Genomic DNA, 25,385 nt, shown 5'->3' on the forward strand with positions numbered 1-25,385 from the left:
TTTTTATTAGTATCGTGACGTTTCGTCGGTAAAGCGCATAACCCCTTCTTGAACTGAAGAAGCAATGAGCTCACCTTTTTGGTTGAAAATTTCGCCACGAACCAATCCTCGAGAGTTACTAGCGTTCGGGCTATCTATTACGTACAACAACCACTCATCCATTTTTACAGGACGATGGAACCAGATGGAATGGTCGATGGTGGCAACCTGAAATTTAGGGGTTAACAAGGTAACACCATGGGGATGCAGTGCGGTAGTTAAGAAACCCCAATCAGATGCGTATCCAAGTAGGTATTGGTGGATAAGCTGATTGTCTGGCATCTCACCGTTCGCACGAATCCAAAGGTATTGTTTGGGCTCTGCCTTCTCTGGCTTCAATGGATTGATGACGGTCACCGGACGCATTTCAATCGGTTTTTCACCGCAAAAAGCTTTGCGAAGCTTTTCTGGGAGAAAGTCAGCGATTCGTGCTGCCAATTCAGATTCTGAAGCGTAGTTTTCTGGTCCCGGTATTTCTGGCATAGCGCTTTGATGCTCAAAGCCTGGAGCCTCGCCATGGTAACTTGCCGTTAAGTAGAAAATGGGGCGACCATTTTGGATGGCTTTGACGCGGCGAGTACTAAAACTCTTACCATCTCTCAAGTTCTCCACATCGTAAATGATGGGCTTTTCTGGGTCACCGGGGTAGAGAAAGTAACTGTGGAAGGAGTGAACTGTTCTATCTTCAGCTACGGTATAACGCGCTGCAGACAACGCTTGTCCAATCACTTGGCCGCCATAAACTTGCGGTAAACCAAGGTTCTCACTTTGCCCTCGGAACAAGTCAACTTCGAGCTGTTCTAGCTGTAATAGTTCTAATAAATCGCTTAGTGGTTTACTCATAGCACCCATCTTTTATTCATAACTTTATTAGCCAAGTGTGGGTTTTGCTGTCAATTTCGTCAAGCAGAGAAAAATGTAGGAATTGGGTGAATTTATTGAAAAAAAGCGTGTTTTTGTTAAGCGAGATACCGTATATCTGATATGTTTATTGCATATTGTTCCTGTTTTTTGCACAGGTTGTAATCAAAAACTCAAGAGAGGCATCATGAAAAAGACACTCATCGGCACGCTAGTTATTGCTTTAGGTCTAGGCTTGGTAGGGTGTCAATCTGCACCTCAATCAGACGCGGCATCTCAAGTTGAACAACAGAAGAAGATGGAAGACAGTATGTCATCAGTGAAAGGCACAATTGCTTACAGAGAGCGTATTGCATTACCGCCTAATGCCGTAGTGACAGTGAAACTTCAAGATGTATCGCTACAAGACGTTGCTGCCACAGTGATCAGTGAGCAAACCTTTACAACCGATGGTGCACAAGTGCCGTTTGATTTTGAGTTAAGCTACGACATGGCAGATATTAAAGCGAAGCATACTTATAGTGTGAGCGCTCGCATTGAAGTAGATGGCAAGCTGCGTTTTATCAGTGACACCTCATACCCTGTTATCACAGACGCGAACCAAACAGCAAACGTAAATATGATGTTAGTTGGCGTGCGCTAATACCTATCACTGGATGGCAGTTATGGCTGCCATCCAAATTCTTTCAAACGAACCTTACCTTTGATTGAAAACGCCACACCTTCCTCCATTAATCGCGCTCTCTGCCTCAAGAAATCATCTCCTTTCAGCGATATCTCCCCTTTGCCATTAATCACTCGATGCCAAGGTAATGTACTGCCTTCAGGTAAGTTGCCTAAGGCTTTACCAACATGGCGCGCATAACCCGGATAGCCCGCCATTTTGGCAATTTGGCCGTAAGTCGCGACTTTTCCAAGTGGAATTTGGTGAATTACTGCAAAGATTTGCGCCTTAAATTGATCCATACTGAAGATGTCCTAGTTCATTTTGCCAAGGATAGGTAATAAGGAGGAGCTATGGTATTTTCCGTTTTTCAATTCATAATCACAAGTCTACTTGTTGTAGTTTGTGCTAGAACTATCAGCGTTACCGAAGGGGATATCCCTGTGCTAGCGATGATGATCCCTGCGCTGTGGATCTTGCCTCAGGGTGGCATAGCAGGACTGATGCTGCTTGCATCAATGGTGGTATATGGCCTCACTTTGCCCCTTCAGTCCATTGCGATGTCGGTGGCGGTTTGGATACTAATCCCAGTGTTTTCTGTCGCGTTTTCCAAACGAAGTAATATATGGGTCGTCAGCATCATAGGGCTCATAGTCTTGACCCTGAATGTGGGTATTATGCTCACCCAATCCGCGGGTAAATTAGGTGGCACCCCTATGGTAACACTCGTTCAAGCTTTCTCAGTTTTCGTTGCTTGGTATGCGGCGCGAAACTGGAAAGGTTCAACTGAGCATAGCTGGTGGTCATTGGCATTGATATTGCCAATTTGGGCGGCCGGTTTGCCATACGCCGCGCTGGTATCTTTGTGTATGACCGGAATTTTAGCTTCGATGGAAAGTCTCGGAAGGCTGAAAACATTTCGTTGGAACAAGCTGTTGTGCTGGACACTGCCCACGGTAGGTTTTGCCGCCTTAGTCGTGGTGCCATCGATAGAGGTGCCTAAACCAGTATTTGTTGTTTGGCTCTGTTTATTGGGCACAGCATGGATGACCGATTACATTCTGAGCATAGACGAAGAACAGCAAGAACCTTAAAGCCCTTTTTGAACAAGTCAAAGCGCAGACATTGACTACAGTGTCTGCGCTTTGACTATTCTGTAAGCACTTAATCTACTTATGGTACAAATTTGCAGTGATGGCCTTGCATTCATCGTCACGATACCTGATAATCCTCCCACGCCTTGCAACAGTGACCCTTCACCAAGCAAAGCAACAAAATCTATGGAGGCCCTGGTCCTCCCGCAACAATAGCTCGTGAACTCGGTCAGGTCCGGAAGGAAGCAGCCGCAGCGAGTGACTTGTGTGCCGGGATGTGGCTGGGGCTTCCACCCATCTGAAGCCTGCAATATATGTTCGCATAAATTGCAGGCTTCTTCGCATATTTGCACTATAAGTCTGCATAGACTACTTTTTGTTGTAGGTTTACAACAAAAAGTGGAATCTTTTATGTACGACCAAACCAAAAAATCATCGGCAGTTCATAATATTTGTAAGTTCATGAGTCTGAAAAATGATTCAGTGATCCGTACAATGTCGATGCTAGAGTTTGATTTCTGTTTTCATGCTGAATACAACCCCAAAGTTACGCGATTCGAATCTCAGCCATTCGGCTTTAAATATCGGTTTAATGGACGTGAGTGCAGATACACACCAGATTTCCAAATATGTAATTATGACAATTTTTCAACACTCGTTGAAGTTAAGCACTCTAGCCAAATTAACAAGGCTGATTTTCGAGCGAGATTTTCGGAGAAACAAAGAGTGGCGAAGCAGGAACATCAAAAGAGTCTGATACTCGTAACAGAAAAGCAGATAAGAACAGGCTTTTTTCTCGCCAACTTAAAACTGTTACATAGCTATTCTGGGTTGAGAACCGTCACACCTTTGCAAAAGCGTCTTTTGCAAATTATTAAGAAAAAACGCTTTGTGCTTCTATCTGACGTAGCAAATGAGCTTTGTATATCGGATGATCAAGCTGTAACTTCTGCCCTTTGTTGGTTAGCCTCTGGTGACATAAAGGCAGATTTGAAATCAGTCCGCTTTGGCTTGGATAGTCATGTTTGGTGCTAGATATTGCTCATTATGGAAGATGACTTCTTTGACTTCGTTGATGAGTTTAAATCGACACTAGATCGCTCTGGCGAGCTAGTGTGCGATGACCTATTCGATGAGCAAGAATCTCTAGAAGGTCAGTTTATAGACGACAAAGCCAGAGATGTTGCGCTTTTTCGGCGTGATTTAATTCGCTATCTGGAAAAACGTTTGTCTGGAGGATGGACTCCGAAAAATTTGAATCCATTACTGCAAGAGTTTGCAGACTCGCAAAACTCAACAGTGCCATCGGCTAGAACAGTTGCTGACTGGAAAAAAGACTACTACGAGTCAGGAAAGCGCCTCTCTTCACTAACTCCATTGCATCATAAAAAGGGTTGTCGTCAAAAGGACCATCCAACTGACGAGCTGATTAAAGAAGCGATAGACAGTAAATATCTGACTAAAGAACGCTTTTCGGTTAACACAGCATATGATTACTATAAGAATAGAGTTACAGAAGTAAACCAATCAAACATAGCTCAAAAACTAAGAGCCATCTCTCAACGAACATTTTACAACCGAATCAATAATCTAGAGCCTTATAAAGTAGATTTGGCGAGATACGGTAAGCGGTATGCTGATAGCAAGTATAAGCAAGTCGGGTCTAACATTCCTGCAACTAGACCGATGGAATATGTAGAGATCGATCATACGACCGCCCCTGTTGTTCTACTTGATGATGAATTAGAAATTCCGTTGGGTCGTCCTCATCTTACGATCCTTTACGATCGATATTCAGCATGTATAGTCGGTCTTTCTGTAAACTATCGCAACCCGAGCTATGAAACTGTGAGAGCGGCATTTATTAATGCAGTGTTGAAAAAGGACTGGGTAAAAAGTAGATATCCGGATGTTAAAGAGAAGTGGCCATGTCACGGCAATATTTCATATTTGATCGTAGATAATGGTGCTGAGTTCTGGAGCGATAGCCTAGAGTCAGCGCTAAAGCCGCTAGTAACTGACATTCTATATAACCAGAGAGGGAAGCCATGGAGAAAAGCGGGTGTAGAGAAGTCTTTTGATACGTTTTACAAGAAACTTTTTAGTCGCTTCCCAGGCAAAACATTCACCAACCCTACGCAGTTATACGACTACAATCCGAAACGAGATGCGGTTGTCACTGTTTCTACTTTTTTATCACTACTGCACAAGTGGCTAATAGATGTTTACCACCAAAAAGCCGATACCCGTTACCAACGTATCCCTTATCAAAAGTGGTTAGAGTCACAGGACAAGGTTACTTATTGCGAGGGTTTAGAAGCGGAACAATTAAAAATTGAACTAGGGATAGTAAAGGAAAGAACCTTATCTAGAGGAGCTGTGCAAGTGCATTCTCTACGATATCAATCTGATGAGCTAGAGGCTTATGGGAAGCGCTATCCTAGCCGCACATCGGACTCTCTTAAAGTAATCACTAAGACTGATCCAAATGATATTGGCTCGATATATGTTTTTCTCAAAGAAGAACAGCGTTACATAAAAGTTCCGGCTGTTGACCTAGATGGTTATACCAAGGGGCGTTCTTTATATGAACACGATAGAATTCGCGCGGCTAAGAGGAAAAAAGTACAAATGGGAGAAAATGAGGTTTCACTCGCGGTCGCATCTTTAGAAATTGATAGAGCTATGGATCGTGCAATAGACAAAATGTCTCGTACTGGGTCTAACAACAAAACCCTACCCAAATCCGTTCACGCCTCTAAGATTGCCAAGCAGCGAGGAGTTGGGAGTGAAGGAGGCGGAACGATAGTCGTTGAACCGAAAGAGCACAAGGGAACTAATGTGCGGAGTGTTAATGAAACAGAGATCATAAATGATGATTTGAGTGATATTGAGGGCTATTGATTTGAATAACCTGACTTTGGCCCAGCAAGCGCAGTATACATCGTTTCGTGACTGTTTCATTGAATACCAACAAATTACGGATATCTACGCTATATTCGACAGACTGGCATTAAACAGTTTGTATGGAGGTGAACAACAATCTATGTTGCTCACGGGAGATACTGGCTCAGGAAAGTCAGCGTTGATAGATAATTATGTTTCAGGGCACACAAAACCCCACACACGTTGGTCAGAACTTCCGGTTCTTAAAACAGGGATCCCAAGCCAGATTCACGAAAAAAACATGCTTGAAAGGTTTCTTGAAGATCTCGATAGTCAGGTATCGGTTCGTGCAAGGCGAGGATTAAAAGAGGCATCTTTAGAGAAGAGTGTAATTAGCCACCTTCAGAGGAAAAAAGTGAGATTGGTAATAGTAAATGAGGTTCAGGAGCTAATAGAGTTCAAAGATGCTCAAGATCGCCAGGCTATTGTCAATACCCTGAAGATGATTAGTGATCAAGCGAAGGTGTCCTTTGTCTTAGTCGGGATGCCTTATGCTAACTTACTAGCGGATGAAGCTCAATGGAGTTCTCGGCTAGGTTGGAGGCGAAGCCTAGACTACTTTCGGCTTTTTAAAAGGTTAGACTCCTCTATTGACAAAGTTGCTGATGGGGCAATAAAAACGGAATCGGGTAAGTATTATCTGGCGGACCCCATTGGAAAGCTGCATTTTGGCAAGTTCGTCGCGGGTTTGGCTACTAGGATGGGTTTTGAGCAAAGGCCGAATCTTACTAGTGATGATATATTGTTACCTTTATTTGCGATGTGTAGAGGAGAATGTAGGGCTCTAAAGCATTTCCTAGCGGATGCGCTTCTGAGTTCGTTTCAAGAGTCCAAGGGAACTGTAGATAAGTCCTTGCTGGCTCAAACTTATGACTTCAAATTCCCAGATGCACCGAGCAACCCCTTTACTTGTCGTCTTGAAGGCCTTGAGATTGTTGAGTTAGCCATTGAAACTGACTACAACCACCTAGCTAAGAAAAAAGAAGAACGCCTTATAAATCAATCGTTCACAGACATCTTACCTATAGAATTGCTACTAAGCAAAAAGCCACTAAAATTGATTTAGCTCCGTTTATTGCTTTATTTTAGCTATCAAGGTGGCTTTCTCTTCATCGCTTAATTTATCTATGATACACGCCAACTCAGCACTCAACTCATTCCTACAGAAAAAGTAATTCAGCGGTACATCTAACTCTTCAGCCATTCGTTCGAGTGTACCAATATCTGGTACGTGCCTACCTTTCTCATAATGGTTCATCCGCCCACTCGCTGAGCTTGGTTCCATGCCAATTTTCACCCCTAAATCTCTTTGGGTGATCTTGGCTTTTTTACGCGCAGCTTTGAGCCTCGCTGGGATTGGGTTGTCTTTTTGCACTTAGACATTTCTTATCAACCTTTCGATAACTTAGATTGTCTAAGTTTTACTGATTTTTGTATACTTAGCAATCCTAAGTTTTTATGCGTATGAATGATCAAATGACACAGCCCCAAAAAATCAATGCCTACATGTTTAACCTACTGATAAAAAAAGAGATGGATAACTTTTCGGTAACAGAGGCAAGAGATGCTTTGATGGACCTAAGCGAAGAATTTAAAAACCAACAGGAAGCTAGGAAGTATGTCTATCGGCAAATTTTGGCGTTTGAGCGCAAAGGTTGGCTAGTATCCAAGGGGGACAATAGATCGAAAAAGTATCAAAAAACTGAGTTGATGAAGTCTCTCTCTTTGACTCCGCGTAAGCTAAAAAGTGATTTAAGTGAAGTTGTAGCCACCCCAAATACACTAGAACACGTAGACTTGAGGGTTTTGCAAAAAGAGAAAAGCAAGTACGAAGGTGAGCTTGCTATTGTGCTCAGTGAAGTCGAAGAGTATCAATCTTTGATGGAACGATTTCCGAAGAAAAAAGATATGTTTCTGACCATGTTTACTGAAAGTAAGGAGTATTCAGCTAAGTTGTTGGGCAAGATTAATGCCTTATCTAAGGTTCTATTGGTGTCCAAAACAGAAGGCTCATTCTCATGCTGAGGTTGTGGCAGGAAGAGTGTGTTGCCGCTGCACTCGAAAAGTATAAGACTTCAACAAGGCACTTTTTTTGCCAAGCGACGCCCGGTGCTGGTAAAACGGTGATGGCAGCTGAACTGACGAAGTGCTTAATTCGAGAGGACAAAATTGACCTTGTTCTCTGTTTCTCTCCATCTTCCATCGTCGCACTTGGAATTAAAGAGACGTTTGCTAGGCATTTAAATTGTTCTTTTGATGGTGGTATGGGAGCTGTGGGCGCTTCCTATACGTACCAGTCTATCCGTTTTTTAGATGATGCTTTTTGGAACACTATAAGAAAGTATCGCGTCTTGGTTGTTTTTGACGAAATCCATCACTGTTCATTTGATGACGAAGGTCGTTCAAATGTTTGGGGCGAGCAAATTATCACTAAGATACAGGGTCTTGCTCGTTACACATTAGCATTATCAGGGACTCCATGGCGTTCAGATAGCGTACCTATAGCGATGGCGGAGTATACCGATCCCGACGGTTGTTTGCTTTGCGATTATCAATACGATTTAAGACGTGCAGTACAAGAGAGAGTGTGCCGTGCTCCCAAGATTGTCTTGGTAGACAGCGAGCAGCTTTCACTAACGGAAGGTACCGAAGTTAAAAAGTACGCATCTATTTTGGAAATGCTCAAGCAATCAAACGCTTCCTACCGTAGTGTGATTCAAAACGAGTCAGCGATGACCCACTTACTCGAACTAGGCGTTAACAAGCTGAATGAGATTCGACAAAGCTCTCCAGAGGCCGGTGGGTTGATCGTCGCAGCTTCTGTGCAACATGCTAAAACTATTCAATCATTGTTGATCCATTATTTGGGGCAATCAGCCAGTATAGTGACGTATCAGCATGAGAATCCCTTAGAGGAGATTGAGGTTTTTCGACACTCCAATACTCAGTGGATTGTCAGTGTCGGCATGATAAGTGAGGGTACTGATATTCCAAGGTTGCAAGTTTGCTGTCATCTGAGCGCAGTAAAAACCGAGTTGTATTTTAGGCAAGTGTTAGGGCGAATTTTGAGGGTCAATAAGGCTTCGAACCAAGAAGCTTGGCTGTATACATTTGCCGAAGAAAAGCTAATAGGTTTCGCTGAGCGAATTGAGCAAGACATCCCTGAGACATGTTTGTATCTAAAACAACATTCTAAGGAATTAAGTTGTCTTACTGGTGAGCCAGAAGTGAGCGTAAGTGTAAGTACAGGTAAAACTCCTTTTCAAACATCTAGTTCCTATCTCAATTGGCAAGACTTAGAAGCACAGTCGGCAGGAGTATCGACTTCAACTCTATCTCAAGAAGATCTGAAACTTTGCCAATTCAAGCAACGTGTTATTTCGGCGTTTTTTGATAGTTAAGTTAAAGCAATCGTGCTTATGTATATAGCGGTAATGTGATTGATAAAACAACATCTGCTGCCTTCACCAAGTTCTTTATCGAATGCTAGCTGTCACTGAAATAAGCAATATATTGCTTATTGGCAGATATAAAAACGCTCCCGCTTTAGCCTTAGAAATATTAACTCGGACTTGTTGAAGCTTAGGTAGTGCTTTTAGTTATGTAAGATGCAGATAGTCTTTGCAACAGATAGTCTTTATAACGTTTTTGGACAAAAGTGAGTTAGAGTTTCTATTCAAACTCTGCTGGTTTGGATTAGGGAAAGTAAGCCTATATCACGTAGCAAAACGTAAAATTCACCTAATAACTATCAAATTCATACTATTAGTTCACATATATTAGCACTACCCAACAACCTAATATGCTGCCATCCTTATTGTTCCGCTTCCGATTGACGGTTGTTGTGACTATCGACCACTTTCTAGATATGAACCTTTGGTAATATGAAACATCATCTGTCAAATGGGTATCATAATGCTAAGAAGAATACGAAAAATTGAAGGCATCGGTAGCTATCACAGCGCAAGAGCTGGTGGCACGCAATTTTCTGACGTGAACATAATCTATGGTGAAAACCGAAATGGTAAAAGTACGCTATGTGACATTTTCTATTCTCTAGCGTCGAACAACCCTGAGCTAATCAAAGACCGCAAAGCTATACCAAGGCAAGGAACAGCGGCTAATGCAATGAAAGTCGAATTTCAGTTCGATAATGCGCCAATCTCTGTGTTTGCAAACGAAACTTGGGCACCTGGATTACCTGCTGATTGTGAACTGCATATCTTTGACCACAACTTCATTCATCGAAATGTAATGAGCGGTACGGTCAATAACCGTGAAAACTCAGAGAACATTTCAAACTTCATTCTAGGTGAAGAGAATACCGAGCGTTTTGAAGCCCTCAAGGCAGAAAAAGAGGCTTTAGCTACTACAAATGCAAGTTTACGAACAGCTAAGGCTGCACTAGAAGCGAGCGGTATCACCGATGTAGAAACATACGTTGCTTCTGAAATTCCAACAGAGTCTATCGAAGAGCTGAATGTTGCAATTGCCGCATCTATCGCTGAGCAAGAATCATTAACGGTACAGATTGGTAGCGTCACTCAATCTAAAGCACGAAAGAACTTAAAAGAGATTTCTACTACTTTTGATATCACAGCGACAAGCAATGAAATCAATGAGTGCTTAGCTACTAGCATGGAAGAAGCTCACACCGACGCGAAAGCTCTAGTACAAGCACATATGGAACACCTAAAAGAGCGAAACGGCTTCAAAGGCTGGGCTTCCAGTGGTCTGACTCATTTAGATGAAAATTGTCCATTTTGCGGTCAAGAGCTTCAAGGCGATTCATTAGAACTAATCGAAAGCTACAAAGTTGCATTCAATGAAGCTTTTTCTAACTTCATTAGGGAAACCAAAGCAAGTGCTACACAACTACTGACCAAGCAATTGATTACAATTGATGAGCAAGCCATTAATAGGATTCACGAAGAAAATAAAGGAATACTTGATCTATACCCTGAACAATCTGTGACTGAGCAAATAGCGGAGCTAATTCCGCTTGTCGATGATATGTATGAGGTAGTTAAGGGGTCGATTGAACAGTTAAGCGAAAAACACAATGAGTTAAAGCCTCAAGTTCTTGAGCTTCTAAATGTTAAAATCGAAACAGCATACAACCCTGTTGAAGCAATTGATTTCTCGCCTCTACAGTCGGCGATAGACTCATTTAATGATGCCAAAGAAGCCTATAAGATCGTAATCAAATCGATAAATGAAAAGCTTATTGAGTTTAAAGACGGTCTTGATTCTGCGGCGCTAACTGCTACTAAAACCGCTGAAAATACGAATCAGAAAGCACTAGAGAATAAAAAGCTACGTCATACGTTAGAAGAAAAATGCGCAACTTATAGGCAACTTAGCACTCAAGCGGTACAAGACCAAGAAACATACAATAACAACAAGGAAACATTAGAAGCATCACAAGAGGAGTTTCTAGATAACTACTTTGATGAGATTAATCTATTATTCCAAAGCCTTGGCTCTCGGAACTTCAACATCAGTAGAAAGCAAAACAATAGTGGTAGAAAAATAGTCTATGACTTAGAGGTCAGCTTCAACGGCACAACAATTCCAAGAAACAAGATGAACTGCCTGTTCAGCGAGTCTGATAGACGCGCTTTGGCGCTGTGCATCTACCTAGCTAAAATTAACAAGCTTTCAAATGAGGATAAAGCCAAAGCGATATTAGTAATGGACGACCCTGTGACCAGCTTTGATAATGAACGAATCTCTAGCATTTTGAATAAGCTCTATGAGATTTCGCCAACTATAAAGCAGTTGTTCATAACAACCCACTACCGTGGAATGGCCGCGACAGCAATTAAGAAGTTCGCTAATACGAGCGCACTAAAAATTGTAAAAGTAGCGAATGGTTCGGACTTTGCTGCTACTACAGAAGCAGAGATGACAGCGACGGAGCATGATGACGCATACAACGAAATCACTGCATTTATAAACAATGAAACCCAAGACAACAAGATACTGATACTTAGACCGTTCTTGGAAACAGAGCTTCGCCATCGATACAAAGACCAACTTAGAGCCAACGGAGCCACTTTGAGAACCGATTTTTCAGTTTGTATCGATACCCTTAAGGACAGTGGCATTATAACGGAGGCAGTAGCAAGCGAGATTCATTCTTTTAGAACAACTTTAAACCCACCAATGCACGAGTTGATGGAGATGAATATTGAAGATGTTCGCAATACCGCAACTAATATGATGGATTTGATTTATAACCGCATGTAAAACATAAGGAAGCCGAGCAAATGCTCGGCTTTTATACAGTTCAATTGGTTGCGCTGAACAGGTGGCGCGTTTGGCAATCTTCCATCTTATACTCTTGGTGCGCAGTTAATGCCAATCAGCAGACACTTTCGAGGTATGAGAGAAAGTAGGGCAAACCACATCACTGTGGTTTGAGAGGTTGAGCGTCACTGGAACGGAATGGTGCAGAACTTTGCTAACGATGATCATTGCTGATAAAACTCTGGACTGAAGTAAGCACTGAGTACCATGCAGTTAAAAAGTGCGTTATTACTTGTTGGTGTGGTAACTAAGCATACCTATTCGTCCTCCATAAGCTTTATTCTAGCCGTAATCCAGCAATTTCAATCAGGCATAATTAAACCTTCGTGGGTATCATCTCTACGATTTCTGAGTGGGAGTATCAAAAACAATGAGCGCGATAAAACGTCATGAACGACAGATAAAGAAAGTGTGCGACTTTATAGATAGTAACCTAGACGACGAGTTCTCACTTGAGCATCTCAGTACTGTGGCTGCCAGTTCAAAGTACCACTTTCACCGTATCTTTAAGGCGTTTATGGGGATCAGTGCTATGCAGTATGTGTTACTTGCACGAATGAAACGAGCTTCCTTTAGGTTAGCATTTGAGTCAGAGTTCAGTGTTACTGATATTGCTTTTGAAGCTCAATTCGAAAGCCTAGAAGCTTTTACCCGTGCTTTTTCAAGGATATTTGGGCAAACACCTTCCCAATTTAGAAATCAGCCTGAGTGGCGTTCTTGGCACTCAAAGTATGAATATCATCCACCAATAACAGGAGAAAGTGTAATGGATGTTCAAATCGTAGATTTCGAAAAAAGAGAAGTTGCATTAATTGAACATAAAGGTAGCCCACGACTAGTATACGAGACAGCAGCTAAGTTTATAAATTGGCGAAAATCAACAGGTTTATCTCCAATAAAAACCAGCGAAACATTTGGTATTCCTCACTCAGACCCAAGCGATACGCCAGATGATCAGTTTCAGTTTGATATCTGTGGCTCGCACGAAGGAGAGGTTCCAGATAATGCCTATGGAATTAAATCTGGAACAATACCAAGTGGGAGGTGCGCCATGGCAGTCCATAAAGGAAGCCATGACAGCATTGGCGATACCGTTTATCACTTATATCAAAAATGGCTGCCAAATAGTGAAGAAGAATTAAGAGACTACCCTTGTTACTTCCGTTACTTAAATTTTGTTCATGAAGTAAATGAATGTGAGTTGTTAACGGAGATCTACCTACCAATTAAATAGTATGTGGCTATGAGCGTTGGTCAGCGTATCAAACCACCGCCGATTTGTTACATGTTGCTTGGTATAGGTGCTTTTTATTGCGGTTTCTCTGTTGCTAACCATGAGGAAAAATAAGGCGACTTCAGTGACATGGTTCTCTTCTGAGTAATTACGTTAACGCGTTTCGGGGCATTTTCGAGTTAGAAATCGGACTTCGAAGGCTCTGGGACAGGCCTTTCCTTGCTTGCGGAGCAACAAATTCAGTCGTTCTCACTAATATGCGGTTTTAGTTACTATCATCTGCTTGAAGTAACATCGTAGATTGATAAAAGCGAGCTCTTTGATCACAAAAAACCTCCCGATAATCCTGACGAGAATCGGCAACAAAAACTACTCTCAGATTTTTGATGGCTCTCACTGTTAATTTAGATCGTAACCAACCTGAATAACGGGAATCTTTTAAAGCGTCCACACCATAAATCCATAAAAACTTAGGATATTCGTTTTCATCAATCAATTTATTGAGAGTCTCTGATGTCGTAAAGTCATGTTTGTAGTCATTTAAATCAATGCTCTGTACTGTAATCCCCATAGCTTCATTCGTCTTGTTGATCGTTTGAACAAGTGAATCTGAAAGCTTTGCACGAAACACATGCTGCATGTACATATGTAGGCCCCATATGCACCTGACAGAACGTTCCATACCGGGTTCAAAATCCTGATAACCCATATCCAACTTATTAAGTTTAATTAAATTCACTGAGGTTTGAACCCTTATCAATTGATTTAGAAAGTGCTTCTGGGATGTGAATAGTCACAACATACTATCGTGGATCAGTAATTTTGTAACACTCTGAGTTACTAGCCACAACGTAATGATTGCCCTAAAATATGGAAGGAGACAAAAGTGCGTTAGCGTATTTGGCCAAAATGCCAAAGAACCCGAGTATTAATTTGTTGGTCAACAATCTGATACTATCCTCTCTCCACAGCGTTTGCCACGCACTAACAAAGAAAAACCATCAAGCCTAAACTCAATGGTTTTGATTATCTACTGCTTATTCAGCAGATGGGTTGCTCTCTTCCTGACCTATTCTTAACTGCCTATCCGGCAGGTCACGTCTCTGGCGACAGACAAGGCCGACAATGGGAATTCTTAGCTACCTATACGGCAGGTCACCGTTAATTATAGACCCTAACCAACTGGTAGAACTCCATTTGCATCACAAAAGCCAAAATTAACCCTTTTCTACAACATTGTTGTAAACCTATGTTTCTATTGACTATAAGTGTAGCTGTAGAAAAAGGGTTAAAACCGAATATCAGGCACCGTGCCGCGCCTATCTTGATTATTGGCGAAACCATAAGTGTTAAAGTTGACCGCGTTACGTTCATCAACATGTTCTTTTTGAACGTGCAAAAAGAATTCCTGTTTTGACGAGCCGCTTGAAATTGGAATTCGATGAAAATGTTCAAACTCTCGCTCTTCGTCTGCGACTGGAATTGACTCTTCACCTGCCAACTCGGCTCTAGCCATGCTGCGTTTCATTCTTCGTTTTTTGGAGCCGATAAAACTTTTGCCTATGGCCTGATTTCGAACAAACCTTACGTCAGCCACCCCGTCTGGAATCGGGCTGACGGCAGAAAGCTCGAAAAGTTCTTCTTGTACCATGACTGAGAAGTAAGGCTGAAAGGACAATCCAATCAAAAGCTCTTTGTCTTCGGCAACAAAAGCGATGCTGCTACCAACTGAGTCGACGCCCCAAGTTGGAAAACTCACTCCAATCTTGTTCATGGCCTTCTTGTTGTTAACCATAAACTTGTGCATCTGGCTTATGCATCTTCCAGCAAGAAGACAACAGTCCGCATGCTCGGATAGGTATAATATGGCGAAATAATACCTTTGCTTCATACTCTCCTCACTTAGCCTTGCTACTTGAACCATTGAATAGACCACCTTTCACTAATACAGACATAATGAAGTGCACCTCATTGGGAATGACTTGGGTGTCATTCATCGATTTAATCCAGCTCTCCGTGTCTTTAATCAGGTGATAGAAATCATTTTTTAGCGCAACATGCCTTCTTGCAATCACATACTCTCGGTCAGCACCATACTCATTCACCCGTAGAGGTTTATCTGCATCTTCATGCCACCAATCATCGATTGATTGCAGTGCAGCGCCAACTTTCTGTCCGTGAAACGCAGCGGTTTCTTTACCATTTTTCAGTTCTACCGTTGCTAATTTTTTAGTCGGAACCCCATCTTCTCTGCTGTCTAGGAATTCTTGGCTCGGGTATATTTCATCTCCCCATCCAACAGACAGTTTGGCTCGAATATCCATGTAGAAATACTCAGAACGCTCTGACAACGCACGAGTAAGATAAGCCGTCAACAGCTCAAGGCTTTGCGTAGATGGTTCATCCCATTTACCATACCAAGAGAGCCTAGTGGCATCCACCACCACTATTTTTCCTTTGTCGCTCGTCGTCACCTCAATAGACAAACCTCGACACTCTTCATTTCGCCACAGCCATTTACCTGACAAAATATTTTTGGCGTAACGGTGCGCCAGCTCTTGGTAGCCATTAAGCTTTTTATAGGTAGCGGCCAGCAACAGCAACTTATCGCGAACACCATCATCATTGCAAACCTCAGGGCTTAGGGAATTGGCTCGAATACGAAGAGAAAAAGAGCAATAAATATCATCTACCCCAGGGGTAACGTAGCACTCTTCAATATACTGAGGGTTGGCGTAAGCTAAATCTTGAGGAGCCACGTTTTTAGGAGAGAAATTACTGCCTTTATACGCTTCAGCATATCCTCCTTTTGGTGCTCGTAATCGTGTCTTATCAACACCAATAGGACACATCTCATCATTCTTTGATAAGTAGTAAAAATACGCCTTCCCTGAGGACAGAGAACGAACATAGTTAAGCTGGCTACACAAATCCATAAGCATCTAATTCCTATAGTTTTTTATAAGAATAGTTTCGCCACTGGATTCTAGCGACCAAAATGCTCTCTCAAAATAGTGATCTCGCCCACTAAATCGAACTTCGATCGGATTTACTCGCTTCGCAATCCCTAACGCATTCTCAGCATAGGCATGATGTTCCATTATCGAGTTCGCACGGACTGCCGGTTTTTCTAACAAATGATAACCAAGGGAAACAGGGATGTTATCGCTATCATCAACAATCATTTCTTCAAGTTCATCAAAGTTAATCGGTTGCTGCTCAATAGGGTACAGCCAACGCCCGTAAGCCGGAGTGCCCTTAATAGTATGAAACAGTTCAGATTGGCTGCTAAACGTTTTCAACCAATTAACTTCAGCTGAAATCTGCGGTTGAAATAAATATCCTCCCGCAAAGGCCGTTGGTAACGTTGCTTTTAACTCAGATAAGTAGTCCGACAATCGCTCGCTACCATTGACTCGAATCACCATATCTATCTCTAAATCGGCTAATCTCTCACTGCGAATCGTTGAGCGTTTGGCATTAGAAACCGTTCGTTTGGTTGCAACTGAATTCGGCTCGGTCAGTTTTGCAGTAGACCGTATACCTTCACTTCGAACGAAAAATGAGAAGCTTGAAAATTCAAACGGTGAGTCGCTTCCTATCAACAGATTAAACTCTCTTTGATAGTGGTGCATGAAGCCCCAAATGGCCGTAAGTGATGGTGCGCCACACAAATATGGGCAGCTCATCGCCACGGCATCTTGAACTCGCATGGAAGAAAGATAAATGTATTGCTCGCTTTGGACCGTCTCATCACTAGTGCCTGGTTTGCTCAGTTTGCTAAGTACCCACACTATCTGAGCTTTAACAACTTGTAGCAGCCTTGGGTGGTAGGCGAACTTATGAGTAAATTTATTCTCCTGAAACGCATAGTGAAGCCGATGGTTGAATTGCGTTGCGAGTGATTTCAGCTCTACTTCAGGCAGCGTCGAAAAATCATGAGCTAAAGGATCGTCATGTTCTAAAAGCTGTTCGCTTGGGGTTAAATCGGCTCGGTCTCGCAGTTCAATCAATGGCAGCATCCATAGTGCTATCTGCTTTCTTAGGATCTTGCTTTGAACGTTACGCGCTTTGTCTCTTTGCTTTTTGGTTTTAAGGGGTTCGGCGCCAATCATCCTATTGAGCACCTGACAAATCTGATAATTCGTCACCTGATAGTCATCAAGGTAACGCCCACTTTTATTGCGGCTTGCTGCCAACGTAGCTTGCTGTGTTGGTTTAATCTCAAGCGGATAGTTCATCACTTTCATAATGCCGCCAAGACTCCCACACAAGCTACCAATACTGGCAGAATTAGGCAGTGAAGAGGTTACAAAACTAAGCTTACTGTCTTTATCACGAGCCCGAACTTCTAACTCTCGCTGTATTGAATTATTCGCGACTGGCGTGATGGAAACATAATCATCACCACACGGAAATCGCATTTGCTTACTATACGAACTGACTGATGTTGGAAAGGTTGAATCTGGAACTTGTGCGTTAATCGCCTTTTGCAAAGAGACGAGCGATTTGACCTCCAATCCAAATTCTTGCAATAACGCCAACCAAATCGGCTGTCCTTCTCGCACTACCGTGAGAACATTGGTTGATTTGGATTGCCAACGAAAAGGATTCAATAACCACAATACATGTCGGTAATATGCTGAGTTGTGTGCCCAGCCTAAACTCGGTTCAAGACTTCTTCCCGAAATAAACACTTCATCCGTTGGAAGCGGTTTTGCGATGAGCCTTTGCTCTCTTACTCGGCAGTCCGGAAACTTCAAATTGTGCGAGTGAAACCATTTCAACTCTGCCAATGATGACTCTATGTTTTCTGAATTGCTCAAATGCTGCTTCGCACGGACTTTATCTAACCAATCCTTGCATTTATCGCCTTTATGATGAGAGCTTAGGTTAGCTAGTACCGTTAACGCCTCTTCCTCAAGCCCATCAACTTCTACGTCGGCAGTGTAAGGCATAAACCATTTTTTCATTGCCGCTTGTTTTACCGCAACATCTTCGATTCCTAGCAAATCTGCAAATTTAGTCATGCTTACCACTCCGGAAAATAAACGCTAAGCCCATCGGTTTCCGAGCACATTCGAGTTAACTTTGTTTCTACAATGCTTCTTAGAGTGAAGGCGGACTCATGGCTGGCTATTTTGGTGTGCATACGCGGCCTGATAGCCGCCTTGATATAACCGAACTCATACAACCTATACACCTCGTCCGTTGTGCAGGAAAGCAAAGTAGAAGCATCTAAAGGGCTTAACAGCACATCTGCAATGTTTCCCTTCGATGACGCTGGGTTGTCCGCTACAAGCTTAGATAGGTGATTGAGCACTTCCGCCAAAACTACATTTTTACCTAGCTCTCTGCTCGGTAGATGGCGACAATCCTTCAGTACACTACCGAACGCTTCTGAGAAAAAGACGTTTCTCCAGTCTTTAATTCGAATAACGTCCGCTTTTTCAACCAACGCATCAAGCTCTTGTTCAAGACCCGTAGGCCAAGCCGAGCAATAATCAACGAATGAGTCAAAGCTAATATCACCAGTGTCACCGTACCGATTCAAATACCAAAGTAAAACACCGAATCGCTCTGATATGGTCATTGCTTTGCTCATCAAACCTGCTTCTAAATAGTTCTCTCCAATTAGCCACTTTGCCGTCAATAGTTCCGTGTTCGGTGCTCTTTCAACCTCGCTTTCTCGCAGATCGAAACCACATTCACAATGTGTGATGCTCTCGGTATTTTGATATTCAAGTAACGATTTGCACTCAGGACAGCGAGCGATCAATTCACATTGATGCTTTTCACAAGCTTGGATAGGAACAAGGTGCCAGCTTTGTCGAATATAAGGTGCTTTGGCCAAGCAAAGTGGACAGATCGGCGTAAAACGTTTTCGAAGAAAAGCGAAGGGGTAATCGATTCCAAAACGGTGAACAGCTTTATAATCAGGAGAGAACTCAGATTTAGAGTGATTTAACGCAAGCCTAAGTACGCCATAATTATTAAGCTTAAGTCGCTTTTCAAGTTGGAGCAGCACTCTAACCCGCATTTGGCTTGTGGTTTGAGCGTGGTAGGTATTAACGCGATTGAGCTCTAATGGGAAAGCACCGGGAATGGCTTCATGTAAGTTTAGCGTCTCATACCAAATATCTTCTGCGAAGTGAGAGTAGCGCTCATAATCTTGATACTGGCTCAAGCGCAACAGAAAGCTTTCAAGCGATTCATCAGGGTAAAGTTGAATGTTCGTATTCACATGCCACCACTAAAACTTAGAAAATCTAAGTTTTAGTGTTAGGTCCCTTGGCACAAAAAGCAAATTCAAGTCTACAAATCTGTTAACCTGATCTGGTGCGTCACACTAAGCTGTAACAATCTTCATGACTATCATAATCTGGTTGCTGAATGCTATTGATACACAAGCCTAGCCTGCTTATATCTAAAAGAATACAGTGCTGACTGGGACGGTTAACACGAAATTGCCCCATTATCATTTAGACAACCCAAAGAACCCACCGTATGGGCGAGAACTTGACTTACTTTTTGTAATGCCAGTAATGTTGAAATTAACTCTAGCTCATGACAAAAAAGGGAATGAATAGTGGCATGTCACGAAGTAAGGTTATTCATAGATCACTTAAGAGGGAACGGTCATTGCGTTAGTGATTCAGAACTCACAATTCTGAATAAAGAGGCGCGTGTTCACCATTACAAAAAGCGTGAGGTTGTGTTCAGTCAAGCAGTTGTTGCTAGTCACATCGGAATCGTTATCGACGGAGTATTAGCATCAGAGTTCATCAATAACGATGAAAGCTCTATCTCTCGATTCTTTTGTGAGGGAGATTTATGTGCCAACACTTGAAAGTGTTTTTCAGAGCGAATATGCATCGGACACTCTATTTGCTATTACCCAAGCAAAAGTTTTAACACTCCCCTTTAAACGTTTTGAAGAGATGTATTTAGGCTCCGAGCACTTCGGTTTATATCTACGGAAGCAACTGTTATTGAATACGCTAACGACAAAAAAGATCATCTCAATCAAATCTCAATCAGTTGCGCAAACTAAACAAGAAATCTTAGAGAAAGATTTACCGTGGTTAATAGAAAGAGTTCCTCAGAAGTATATTGCAAGTTTTCTTGGGCTTACACCGCAGGGGTACAGTCGCTTCCTCCATGGGAAAAGTGGGTAGAAGCTACTTTCAGCCTCCAGATTTCCGCATAGTTAACCTAGGTTGATCTTTCTTAAATGCTAATTTCATAAACTAACATCACTGCATAGGAGAGTGATATGAAAGATACCATCAAAGCCGTATTCCCATTGGTGAAAAACGCATTCAAGTCAGGGCAAATTTTTAACCCTAAAGCTAACGTGACCAACCCAATTGATGATGTTCATGCCGAGTATGATGTCAAAGTGCTACTCTCTGATAGCACCCACGTTTTAGTCAATGTGTTTAAGTCGAAAAAGGCAATGGCAGAAGATCGCGCGTTGCCAGTGGTGATGTGTGCCCACCCCTATGACAATCACAATATTGCCGCATTAAAAGGTGATAAAAATACACCGCCATCTCAGTATCGAATTATCAATCAAAATGGCAGACCTACGTTTTCGACTCAAACGAGCTGGGAGTCCCCTGATCCAAACTTTTGGGTTAAGAATGGTTACATTGTGGTTAATATGAATATGCCAGGATATGCCGGTTCAGAAGGGCAAGCGACCACATTCCGTTACAACCAATCCAAGGCTTACTACGAGGCAATAAATTGGGTAGCAGCACAAGAGTGGTGCGATGGGAATGTGGGTTTGAATGGCGTGAGCTTCCTTGCAATTACCCAGTTTCATGTAGCTGCAACTAAAGACTATGGTTATGAAGCCCCTGATGCTTTGAAGTGCATCGTCCCTTGGGAAGGTCTTACTGATGCCTATCGTGATATCTTCTGCAACGGTGGAATACCACAGATTGGCTTCCCAGCGTTTTGGTATCCGCTCGAGCTCAAAGGCACCGTCACCGATGATATTCAGACATTTTTAGACACTGAAGGTGGCAAGCCTGAGCATTGGGCGTTTAAACACCCACTCTTCGATGAGTTCTGGAAAGAGAAGCAGACACCTCTGGAGCACATTAAGGTCCCAATTTTAACTTGTGCTTCTTTCTCTGATGTTGGGCTTCACAGCGGCGGTGCTTACCGTAGCTTCACTGATGTGGCTAGTACTCAGAAGTGGATGTACATGCACCGTGATGGAAAGTGGGACAAATACTACAGCAGCGAGGTTCAAGCGCTCACTTTACGTTTCATGGACCATTTCTTAAAAGGCAAAGAGAATGGCATGGACAGTGTTCCGCCTGTTCATCTAGAAGTTCAAAAAGATCGTACGACGGTTCATGAAATTCGTGATGAGCACGAGTGGCCACTGGCTAGAACTCAATATATTCCATATTTCTTGGGGGTAAGCGAGGCGCTACAAACGGATAAGGCTGAGCAGGAAATGTCAGTGACTTATGAAGCAAAAAAAGGCGAAACCAGTTTCTCGATAACGTTCGATGAAGATACTGAAATCACCGGACACGCTAAGCTTAAATTGTTTGTATCACTTGAAGAAAGCTCATCGAATGACATTGATCTATTTGCAGTGTTAAACAAGCGCGATCGCTCAGGCAATCGTGTTCCGTTTAATGGCACGGTTGGTAATCAACAAGATACCCTAAGTCGTGGTTATCAACGTGCATCGCTAAGGAAGTTGGATGAGCAGAAATCAACGGATATCATTCCTTTCTTGGCGTTTGATGAGCATCAGTATCTATCAGAAAACGAGGTTGTGGAGCTTACGATACCCTTCCCACCAGTGTCCGTATTTTTCGAGAAAGGAGAGGCGTTGGAGTTAACGCTATCTTCTCATGAAACGTACCAATCAGCGCCATTTTTCAAGCGTCCTGATGCGAATATAGACGGTAAACACCGAATTCATTTTGGTGGTCAATACGATGCGCTTTTACAACTCCCATTGATCAGATAACACGGAATTCCGCTACAACCGAATCAGACTTCAAACCTGATAAACAAGAGCCACCGTGATAGAGGTGGTTTTTGTTTTTCGTTGCTAAAACTAATTACAGTTTAGTGGAAACTCAAGGACGTTTTGTTCAAAGCCATGCTAGCGGGGTATGATGCACGAAAGTGCCCCATTGTGTGTTGCGCCCCCACTAAGCGCTACCGACTAATATGACTTTTTCAAAAATAAAGCTAATACAAAAAACCAATTGATATATACCAAATTGGCTCAACTCATTAGTTGAAATTTACTAAACTTAGCAAAATTAGGTGTGTTTGAACCACCACTGAAGGTATAAAGCATAAGTCCTTTTGCTTGGCCGGTTAATGTCTTCGTAGATCCAATGATTTGCCAAGCACCGTGTTGATTACATCCCAAGTAAGCAGTAATAGTGTCCTCATGTTTTTCTATCTTAACTGAGGCTGTTGCTCCTTTAAACGAGCGACGTTGTTTGATCTCAGGCTGACCATTTTGCTCTACAACAAACACAATGGAAGGCTCGCCCATGAACATTTCTTTGCTAATTTTGATGTAATTATTGTTGTCCCAGTAAACGCCTAGACCAGCTTGTTCAAATGGCAATCTTGGCTCTAAGACGATAGTGACCTCTGCACTATAATTGGGTTGAGATACTGGGTGGATGAAAATGTTATCCACGTCACTTGAACCCGCACCAAAAATATTGCCCTCCTGCACTTGCATCGACAACAGCCCGTTATCAAATGACCAATGGCTTGGGTTCTCATTTTGAATGTACCAGTCGTCTAAATTCATCATTTTGGCTCCTTGGGTTTAGATCATACGTTGGCGAAGGCTATAAAAAATGTCTTCTAGGTCGCCAAGTTTTTGCTGCTCAATGCGTCGAAGTTGTTGCTGCACCGTGTCATACATAAGCTTATTGTTCATGTCATTCAATGTCGCATAATGGTGGGTGCGACGACCTAGTATAAAGTTATTTTGATCGTTTTCGTTCATCATCATGAATTGATCAATAGTACGCAAAAAGACCTCTTTATCATGAGGAAGTTGTCCATTGAGTTCCATCAGCAAGTTTATCCCATGATAATTACCGTAATTGCTGTTGATGCCATCTAATTGACTGAGCAATTGATATTGCTCTTCAAGCATCTCACGCTCGGTAAGTGGCGTAAACTGGCCGTTTTGAACCATGTCATCCAATTCGGTATCGGGTTTAACAGCTAGTGATAATATCCGGATCTCATCAGGATTGATCTGATTTAATAGCTGGGCAGTCTGTACAACATGGTGCTCAGACAACGACTTTCCACCTAAGCCAAGAATGATGAATGTCATCATCTTCATACCCGCTTGTTTCGCGTACTGGGCAGACTTTAAAATTGACTTAGGAGTGACCCCTTTTTTCATCAACTTGAGTACCTCAAGTGAGCCCGACTCCATACCACAATACAGCATGTTTAACCCTGCATCGCAAATCGCCTTCATTTCATCTGGAGACTTTTTAGTCATGGTTTGAGCTCTGCCATAGGAACTGATTTGCTTGAGTTCTGGGAACGCCTCTTTTAGTGTATTAAGCACATCCAGTAGATCGTCCGTTTCCATTGCAAACGAATCACCATCTTGTAAAAAACAGCTCTCAAACTGTCGATTTTTATAGAAGGCTTTTGCCGCCCAAATATCACGCTTAATATCCTCAGCTGGTCGAATAGCAAACTCCATTCCTTCAAATAAAGTGCAAAACTTACATTTATTCCATGGACAGCCTTGTGTTGTTCTTATCAGCAGACTGTCTGCTTCAGAGGGTGGACGAATAGGACCTTGTTGAAACTGAATGTGTGTCATAGCGAATCTTGTTAGTAAACTCAGTATCCTCATGCTACTTGAAACAAGGTAAATCAAAAACAAGGTACGTTTTGATTCATTATCAAATTGTGTTTGATAATGAATCTTCTTCATCCCTGTTTTTCCAATACCAATCACGTCATACCAACCAGCCATCAAAACACGGCAACCTCAGAAGGTTGCACTGATTACTATGGGGAAAGTCTTATGAGCAAGCTAACTTTTATCACTAACATCGTTGCAAATGAAGATGAAATTGAACTGGTAAAAGCTGAACGACTGAAGCTGATATATATCACTCGCGCAGAAGAAGGTTGTATTAAAACGACCTTCACCAAGATAATGAAAATCCAGCACATTTCATGTTTTACGAGAACTGGGTATCTCGTGAATTATGGTAAGCTCATATAGGTAATACACACCTTGCAGAATACATGGCAGCAACAAGAGGGTGTGTTGCAAGTTTCACACTGAATGAGATGACGCAAATCGCGTAAGTACGATTAAGACTCTAGTGTCAGGAAGGACATCATGGCCTTCTATTTTGTCTGTCGATGTTTCAGCGTACCCCGAACGGCAGTGACAGTTACACTCGTTATGCATCCTCTTTCGAAGGAGTCATCATCGCATCGTCTCTGAAAACAACAATATACAGTCGCTTACCCATATTGCACAGGAGTGAACAAAACCTACTGCATACCCCAAGATTACAAGGTACTTAGCTCTCCAACACATTGACGAATACTCTCTTTACTGAGACCACTAACAAGATTTGCACCAAGCCTATCTATTCTCCGCTGCAATGAAAGAGCAACCTGTTCACAATAAGCATACTTTTCGCTGTCACTTGCATCTTTGGGCATAACATCTAGTTGCCAGTTAACTCTAATCCCTCCAGATAACCACTTAGGAACAGGTTCTTGGTGTAGTGAATCGCACAATATAATCACAACATCCGGCAGAAACTTTGTTCTCTCTTCCCAAGAGTGGGAGTACCGATGAGCTTGCGGCAACTCATTGTCACTAAGAAAAGACTGAACCACTGGATCAATTTGCCCTTTCGGCTCTGAGCCTCCACTCTCAATTTCAAATTGCTCTGAGAGCGTGTTCATTGCTAGTGATTGTGCTATCACACTTCGAACAGCATTGTGTCTGCAGATAAACAATATCTTGTACATGCCAACCCCTTCTAATCCGGTACCTACTCATGTTTCGGGAGTAGGTCAAGCACAGTTCGCTGACCATAATTTTACTACATCACTTCAGCATCATAAGTTACGAACAGACATTCAACTTGCTATCTACCTTGACGAGCCGGTATACAGAAAAGTTTTTTTATAAATAATTTCATTCACTTAAATGAAAATAGATATT

At 42.3% G+C, this 25,385-nt stretch carries 22 protein-coding genes, 1 other RNA gene and 1 pseudogene; 13 read left to right on the forward strand and 11 right to left on the reverse strand.

Going from position 1 to position 25,385, the window contains the following annotated elements; translation table 11 throughout:
• Positions 1-6: 6 nt before the first annotated feature.
• Positions 7-882, reverse strand: coding sequence for an acyl-CoA thioesterase II (gene tesB, locus HOP38_RS04140; RefSeq protein ID WP_038222333.1), 876 nt, complete (start codon positions 880-882; stop codon positions 7-9).
• 205 nt (positions 883-1,087) lie between these two features.
• On the opposite strand from tesB, the gene HOP38_RS04145 reads away from it, so the two are divergent.
• Entirely contained in the window at positions 1,088-1,543 is a 456-nt protein-coding gene (locus tag HOP38_RS04145) for a YbaY family lipoprotein (RefSeq protein WP_006071391.1), read from the forward strand.
• Between the two features lie 20 nt (positions 1,544-1,563).
• On the opposite strand, the gene HOP38_RS04150 is transcribed toward HOP38_RS04145, so the two are convergent.
• Positions 1,564-1,866: an MGMT family protein gene (locus tag HOP38_RS04150; RefSeq protein ID WP_124940781.1), complete on the reverse strand. Its 303-nt coding sequence runs from the start codon at positions 1,864-1,866 to the stop codon at positions 1,564-1,566.
• Positions 1,867-1,917: 51 nt separating this feature from the next.
• Here HOP38_RS04150 and HOP38_RS04155 point away from each other — a divergent pair, with 51 nt between their 5' ends.
• The 5 genes from HOP38_RS04155 (at position 1,918) to HOP38_RS04175 (ending at position 6,670) form a co-directional block, all read left to right on the forward strand.
• Positions 1,918-2,658, forward strand: coding sequence for a VP0952 family biofilm-associated protein (locus HOP38_RS04155; RefSeq protein WP_031496556.1), 741 nt, complete (start codon positions 1,918-1,920; stop codon positions 2,656-2,658).
• Positions 2,659-2,851: 193 nt separating this feature from the next.
• An RNA gene (ffs, locus tag HOP38_RS04160) (signal recognition particle sRNA small type) lies at positions 2,852-2,948 on the forward strand.
• A 121-nt stretch (positions 2,949-3,069) separates the two neighbouring features.
• Positions 3,070-3,693 carry a TnsA endonuclease N-terminal domain-containing protein gene (locus HOP38_RS04165; protein WP_198557467.1) on the forward strand — a complete coding sequence of 208 codons (624 nt, stop codon included), beginning with the start codon at positions 3,070-3,072 and terminating at the stop codon, positions 3,691-3,693.
• A gap of 12 nt (positions 3,694-3,705) precedes the next feature.
• Positions 3,706-5,562: a Mu transposase C-terminal domain-containing protein gene (locus HOP38_RS04170; RefSeq protein WP_198558246.1), complete on the forward strand. Its 1,857-nt coding sequence runs from the start codon at positions 3,706-3,708 to the stop codon at positions 5,560-5,562.
• A 1-nt stretch (position 5,563) separates the two neighbouring features.
• Positions 5,564-6,670: a TniB family NTP-binding protein gene (locus tag HOP38_RS04175; protein WP_198557468.1), complete on the forward strand. Its 1,107-nt coding sequence runs from the start codon at positions 5,564-5,566 to the stop codon at positions 6,668-6,670.
• A 6-nt stretch (positions 6,671-6,676) separates the two neighbouring features.
• Here the strand turns inward: HOP38_RS04175 and HOP38_RS04180 are convergent, their stop codons facing one another.
• Positions 6,677-6,979 carry a helix-turn-helix domain-containing protein gene (locus HOP38_RS04180; RefSeq protein ID WP_198557469.1) on the reverse strand — a complete coding sequence of 101 codons (303 nt, stop codon included), beginning with the start codon at positions 6,977-6,979 and terminating at the stop codon, positions 6,677-6,679.
• Positions 6,980-7,080: 101 nt separating this feature from the next.
• On the opposite strand from HOP38_RS04180, the gene HOP38_RS04185 reads away from it, so the two are divergent.
• The 4 genes from HOP38_RS04185 to HOP38_RS04200 all read left to right on the forward strand — a co-directional run bounded on the left by HOP38_RS04185 (position 7,081) and on the right by HOP38_RS04200 (position 13,150).
• On the forward strand, positions 7,081-7,629 hold the full coding sequence (locus tag HOP38_RS04185; RefSeq protein WP_198557470.1) for a hypothetical protein: 549 nt from the start codon (positions 7,081-7,083) through the stop codon (positions 7,627-7,629).
• Positions 7,623-9,005, forward strand: a complete 1,383-nt coding sequence (locus HOP38_RS04190) for a DEAD/DEAH box helicase (RefSeq protein WP_198557471.1) — start codon at positions 7,623-7,625, stop codon at positions 9,003-9,005. Before HOP38_RS04185 ends, HOP38_RS04190 begins: the two co-directional genes overlap by 7 nt.
• 514 nt (positions 9,006-9,519) lie before the next feature.
• The gene (locus tag HOP38_RS04195; protein ID WP_198557472.1) at positions 9,520-11,856 is read left to right on the forward strand and encodes an AAA family ATPase; all 2,337 of its coding nucleotides are present in this window, start codon (positions 9,520-9,522) and stop codon (positions 11,854-11,856) included.
• Positions 11,857-12,286: 430 nt separating this feature from the next.
• A complete protein-coding gene (locus HOP38_RS04200) occupies positions 12,287-13,150 on the forward strand; it encodes an AraC family transcriptional regulator (protein WP_198557473.1) in 864 nt (287 codons plus the stop codon).
• A gap of 265 nt (positions 13,151-13,415) precedes the next feature.
• Here HOP38_RS04200 and HOP38_RS04205 read toward each other — a convergent pair whose 3' ends face one another.
• From HOP38_RS04205 to HOP38_RS04225, 5 genes are all read right to left on the reverse strand, one after another.
• The gene (locus HOP38_RS04205; RefSeq protein WP_198557474.1) at positions 13,416-13,889 is read right to left on the reverse strand and encodes a hypothetical protein; all 474 of its coding nucleotides are present in this window, start codon (positions 13,887-13,889) and stop codon (positions 13,416-13,418) included.
• Positions 13,890-14,438: 549 nt separating this feature from the next.
• A complete protein-coding gene (gene cas6f / locus HOP38_RS04210; RefSeq protein WP_423250080.1) occupies positions 14,439-15,074 on the reverse strand; it encodes a type I-F CRISPR-associated endoribonuclease Cas6/Csy4 in 636 nt (211 codons plus the stop codon).
• Positions 15,049-16,086 carry a type I-F CRISPR-associated protein Csy3 gene (gene csy3, locus HOP38_RS04215; RefSeq protein ID WP_198557475.1) on the reverse strand — a complete coding sequence of 346 codons (1,038 nt, stop codon included), beginning with the start codon at positions 16,084-16,086 and terminating at the stop codon, positions 15,049-15,051. Before csy3 ends, cas6f begins: the two co-directional genes overlap by 26 nt.
• A gap of 6 nt (positions 16,087-16,092) precedes the next feature.
• The gene (locus tag HOP38_RS04220; RefSeq protein WP_198557476.1) at positions 16,093-18,180 is read right to left on the reverse strand and encodes a type I-F CRISPR-associated protein Csy2; all 2,088 of its coding nucleotides are present in this window, start codon (positions 18,178-18,180) and stop codon (positions 16,093-16,095) included.
• A 2-nt stretch (positions 18,181-18,182) separates the two neighbouring features.
• Positions 18,183-19,394 carry a TniQ family protein gene (locus tag HOP38_RS04225; RefSeq protein ID WP_198557477.1) on the reverse strand — a complete coding sequence of 404 codons (1,212 nt, stop codon included), beginning with the start codon at positions 19,392-19,394 and terminating at the stop codon, positions 18,183-18,185.
• Positions 19,395-19,986: 592 nt separating this feature from the next.
• On the opposite strand from HOP38_RS04225, the gene HOP38_RS04230 reads away from it, so the two are divergent.
• Together HOP38_RS04230 and HOP38_RS04235 are read left to right on the forward strand one after the other, a co-directional pair.
• Complete coding sequence (locus tag HOP38_RS04230; protein ID WP_198557478.1) at positions 19,987-20,328, forward strand: Crp/Fnr family transcriptional regulator; 342 nt, start codon at positions 19,987-19,989, stop codon at positions 20,326-20,328.
• A gap of 98 nt (positions 20,329-20,426) precedes the next feature.
• Entirely contained in the window at positions 20,427-22,154 is a 1,728-nt protein-coding gene (locus HOP38_RS04235) for a CocE/NonD family hydrolase (protein WP_198557479.1), read from the forward strand.
• A 264-nt stretch (positions 22,155-22,418) separates the two neighbouring features.
• Here HOP38_RS04235 and HOP38_RS04240 read toward each other — a convergent pair whose 3' ends face one another.
• The gene (locus HOP38_RS04240; RefSeq protein ID WP_198557480.1) at positions 22,419-22,967 is read right to left on the reverse strand and encodes a beta-xylosidase family glycoside hydrolase; all 549 of its coding nucleotides are present in this window, start codon (positions 22,965-22,967) and stop codon (positions 22,419-22,421) included.
• Between the two features lie 15 nt (positions 22,968-22,982).
• A complete protein-coding gene (locus HOP38_RS04245) occupies positions 22,983-24,167 on the reverse strand; it encodes a radical SAM protein (RefSeq protein ID WP_242456503.1) in 1,185 nt (394 codons plus the stop codon).
• Between the two features lie 51 nt (positions 24,168-24,218).
• On the opposite strand from HOP38_RS04245, the pseudogene HOP38_RS04250 reads away from it, so the two are divergent.
• Positions 24,219-24,508 (forward strand): annotated as a pseudogene (locus HOP38_RS04250) (putative quinol monooxygenase).
• A 210-nt stretch (positions 24,509-24,718) separates the two neighbouring features.
• On the opposite strand, the gene HOP38_RS04255 reads toward HOP38_RS04250, so the two are convergent.
• A complete protein-coding gene (locus HOP38_RS04255; protein ID WP_198557481.1) occupies positions 24,719-25,189 on the reverse strand; it encodes an arsenate-mycothiol transferase ArsC in 471 nt (156 codons plus the stop codon).
• Between the last annotated feature and the right edge of the window lie 196 nt (positions 25,190-25,385).

The sequence above is a fragment of the Vibrio mediterranei genome (genome assembly GCF_013364395.1).
In the GTDB taxonomy this organism is placed as follows: domain Bacteria; phylum Pseudomonadota; class Gammaproteobacteria; order Enterobacterales; family Vibrionaceae; genus Vibrio; species Vibrio mediterranei.

Excerpts from the sequence above, each read along its gene's own strand:
- tesB (WP_038222333.1), bottom strand. The coding sequence starts at position 882 with ATGAGTAAACCACTAAGCGATTTATTAGAACTATTACAGCTAGAACAG.
- HOP38_RS04145 (WP_006071391.1), top strand. The coding sequence starts at position 1,088 with ATGAAAAAGACACTCATCGGCACGCTAGTTATTGCTTTAGGTCTAGGC.
- HOP38_RS04150 (WP_124940781.1), bottom strand. The coding sequence starts at position 1,866 with ATGGATCAATTTAAGGCGCAAATCTTTGCAGTAATTCACCAAATTCCA.
- HOP38_RS04155 (WP_031496556.1), top strand. The coding sequence starts at position 1,918 with ATGGTATTTTCCGTTTTTCAATTCATAATCACAAGTCTACTTGTTGTA.
- HOP38_RS04165 (WP_198557467.1), top strand. The coding sequence starts at position 3,070 with ATGTACGACCAAACCAAAAAATCATCGGCAGTTCATAATATTTGTAAG.
- HOP38_RS04170 (WP_198558246.1), top strand. The coding sequence starts at position 3,706 with ATGGAAGATGACTTCTTTGACTTCGTTGATGAGTTTAAATCGACACTA.
- HOP38_RS04185 (WP_198557470.1), top strand. The coding sequence starts at position 7,081 with ATGACACAGCCCCAAAAAATCAATGCCTACATGTTTAACCTACTGATA.
- HOP38_RS04190 (WP_198557471.1), top strand. The coding sequence starts at position 7,623 with ATGCTGAGGTTGTGGCAGGAAGAGTGTGTTGCCGCTGCACTCGAAAAG.
- HOP38_RS04195 (WP_198557472.1), top strand. The coding sequence starts at position 9,520 with ATGCTAAGAAGAATACGAAAAATTGAAGGCATCGGTAGCTATCACAGC.
- HOP38_RS04200 (WP_198557473.1), top strand. The coding sequence starts at position 12,287 with ATGAGCGCGATAAAACGTCATGAACGACAGATAAAGAAAGTGTGCGAC.
- cas6f (WP_423250080.1), bottom strand. The coding sequence starts at position 15,074 with ATGGTTCAAGTAGCAAGGCTAAGTGAGGAGAGTATGAAGCAAAGGTAT.
- csy3 (WP_198557475.1), bottom strand. The coding sequence starts at position 16,086 with ATGGATTTGTGTAGCCAGCTTAACTATGTTCGTTCTCTGTCCTCAGGG.
- HOP38_RS04220 (WP_198557476.1), bottom strand. The coding sequence starts at position 18,180 with ATGACTAAATTTGCAGATTTGCTAGGAATCGAAGATGTTGCGGTAAAA.
- HOP38_RS04235 (WP_198557479.1), top strand. The coding sequence starts at position 20,427 with ATGAAAGATACCATCAAAGCCGTATTCCCATTGGTGAAAAACGCATTC.
- HOP38_RS04240 (WP_198557480.1), bottom strand. The coding sequence starts at position 22,967 with ATGATGAATTTAGACGACTGGTACATTCAAAATGAGAACCCAAGCCAT.
- HOP38_RS04245 (WP_242456503.1), bottom strand. The coding sequence starts at position 24,167 with ATGGCTGGTTGGTATGACGTGATTGGTATTGGAAAAACAGGGATGAAG.
- HOP38_RS04255 (WP_198557481.1), bottom strand. The coding sequence starts at position 25,189 with ATGTACAAGATATTGTTTATCTGCAGACACAATGCTGTTCGAAGTGTG.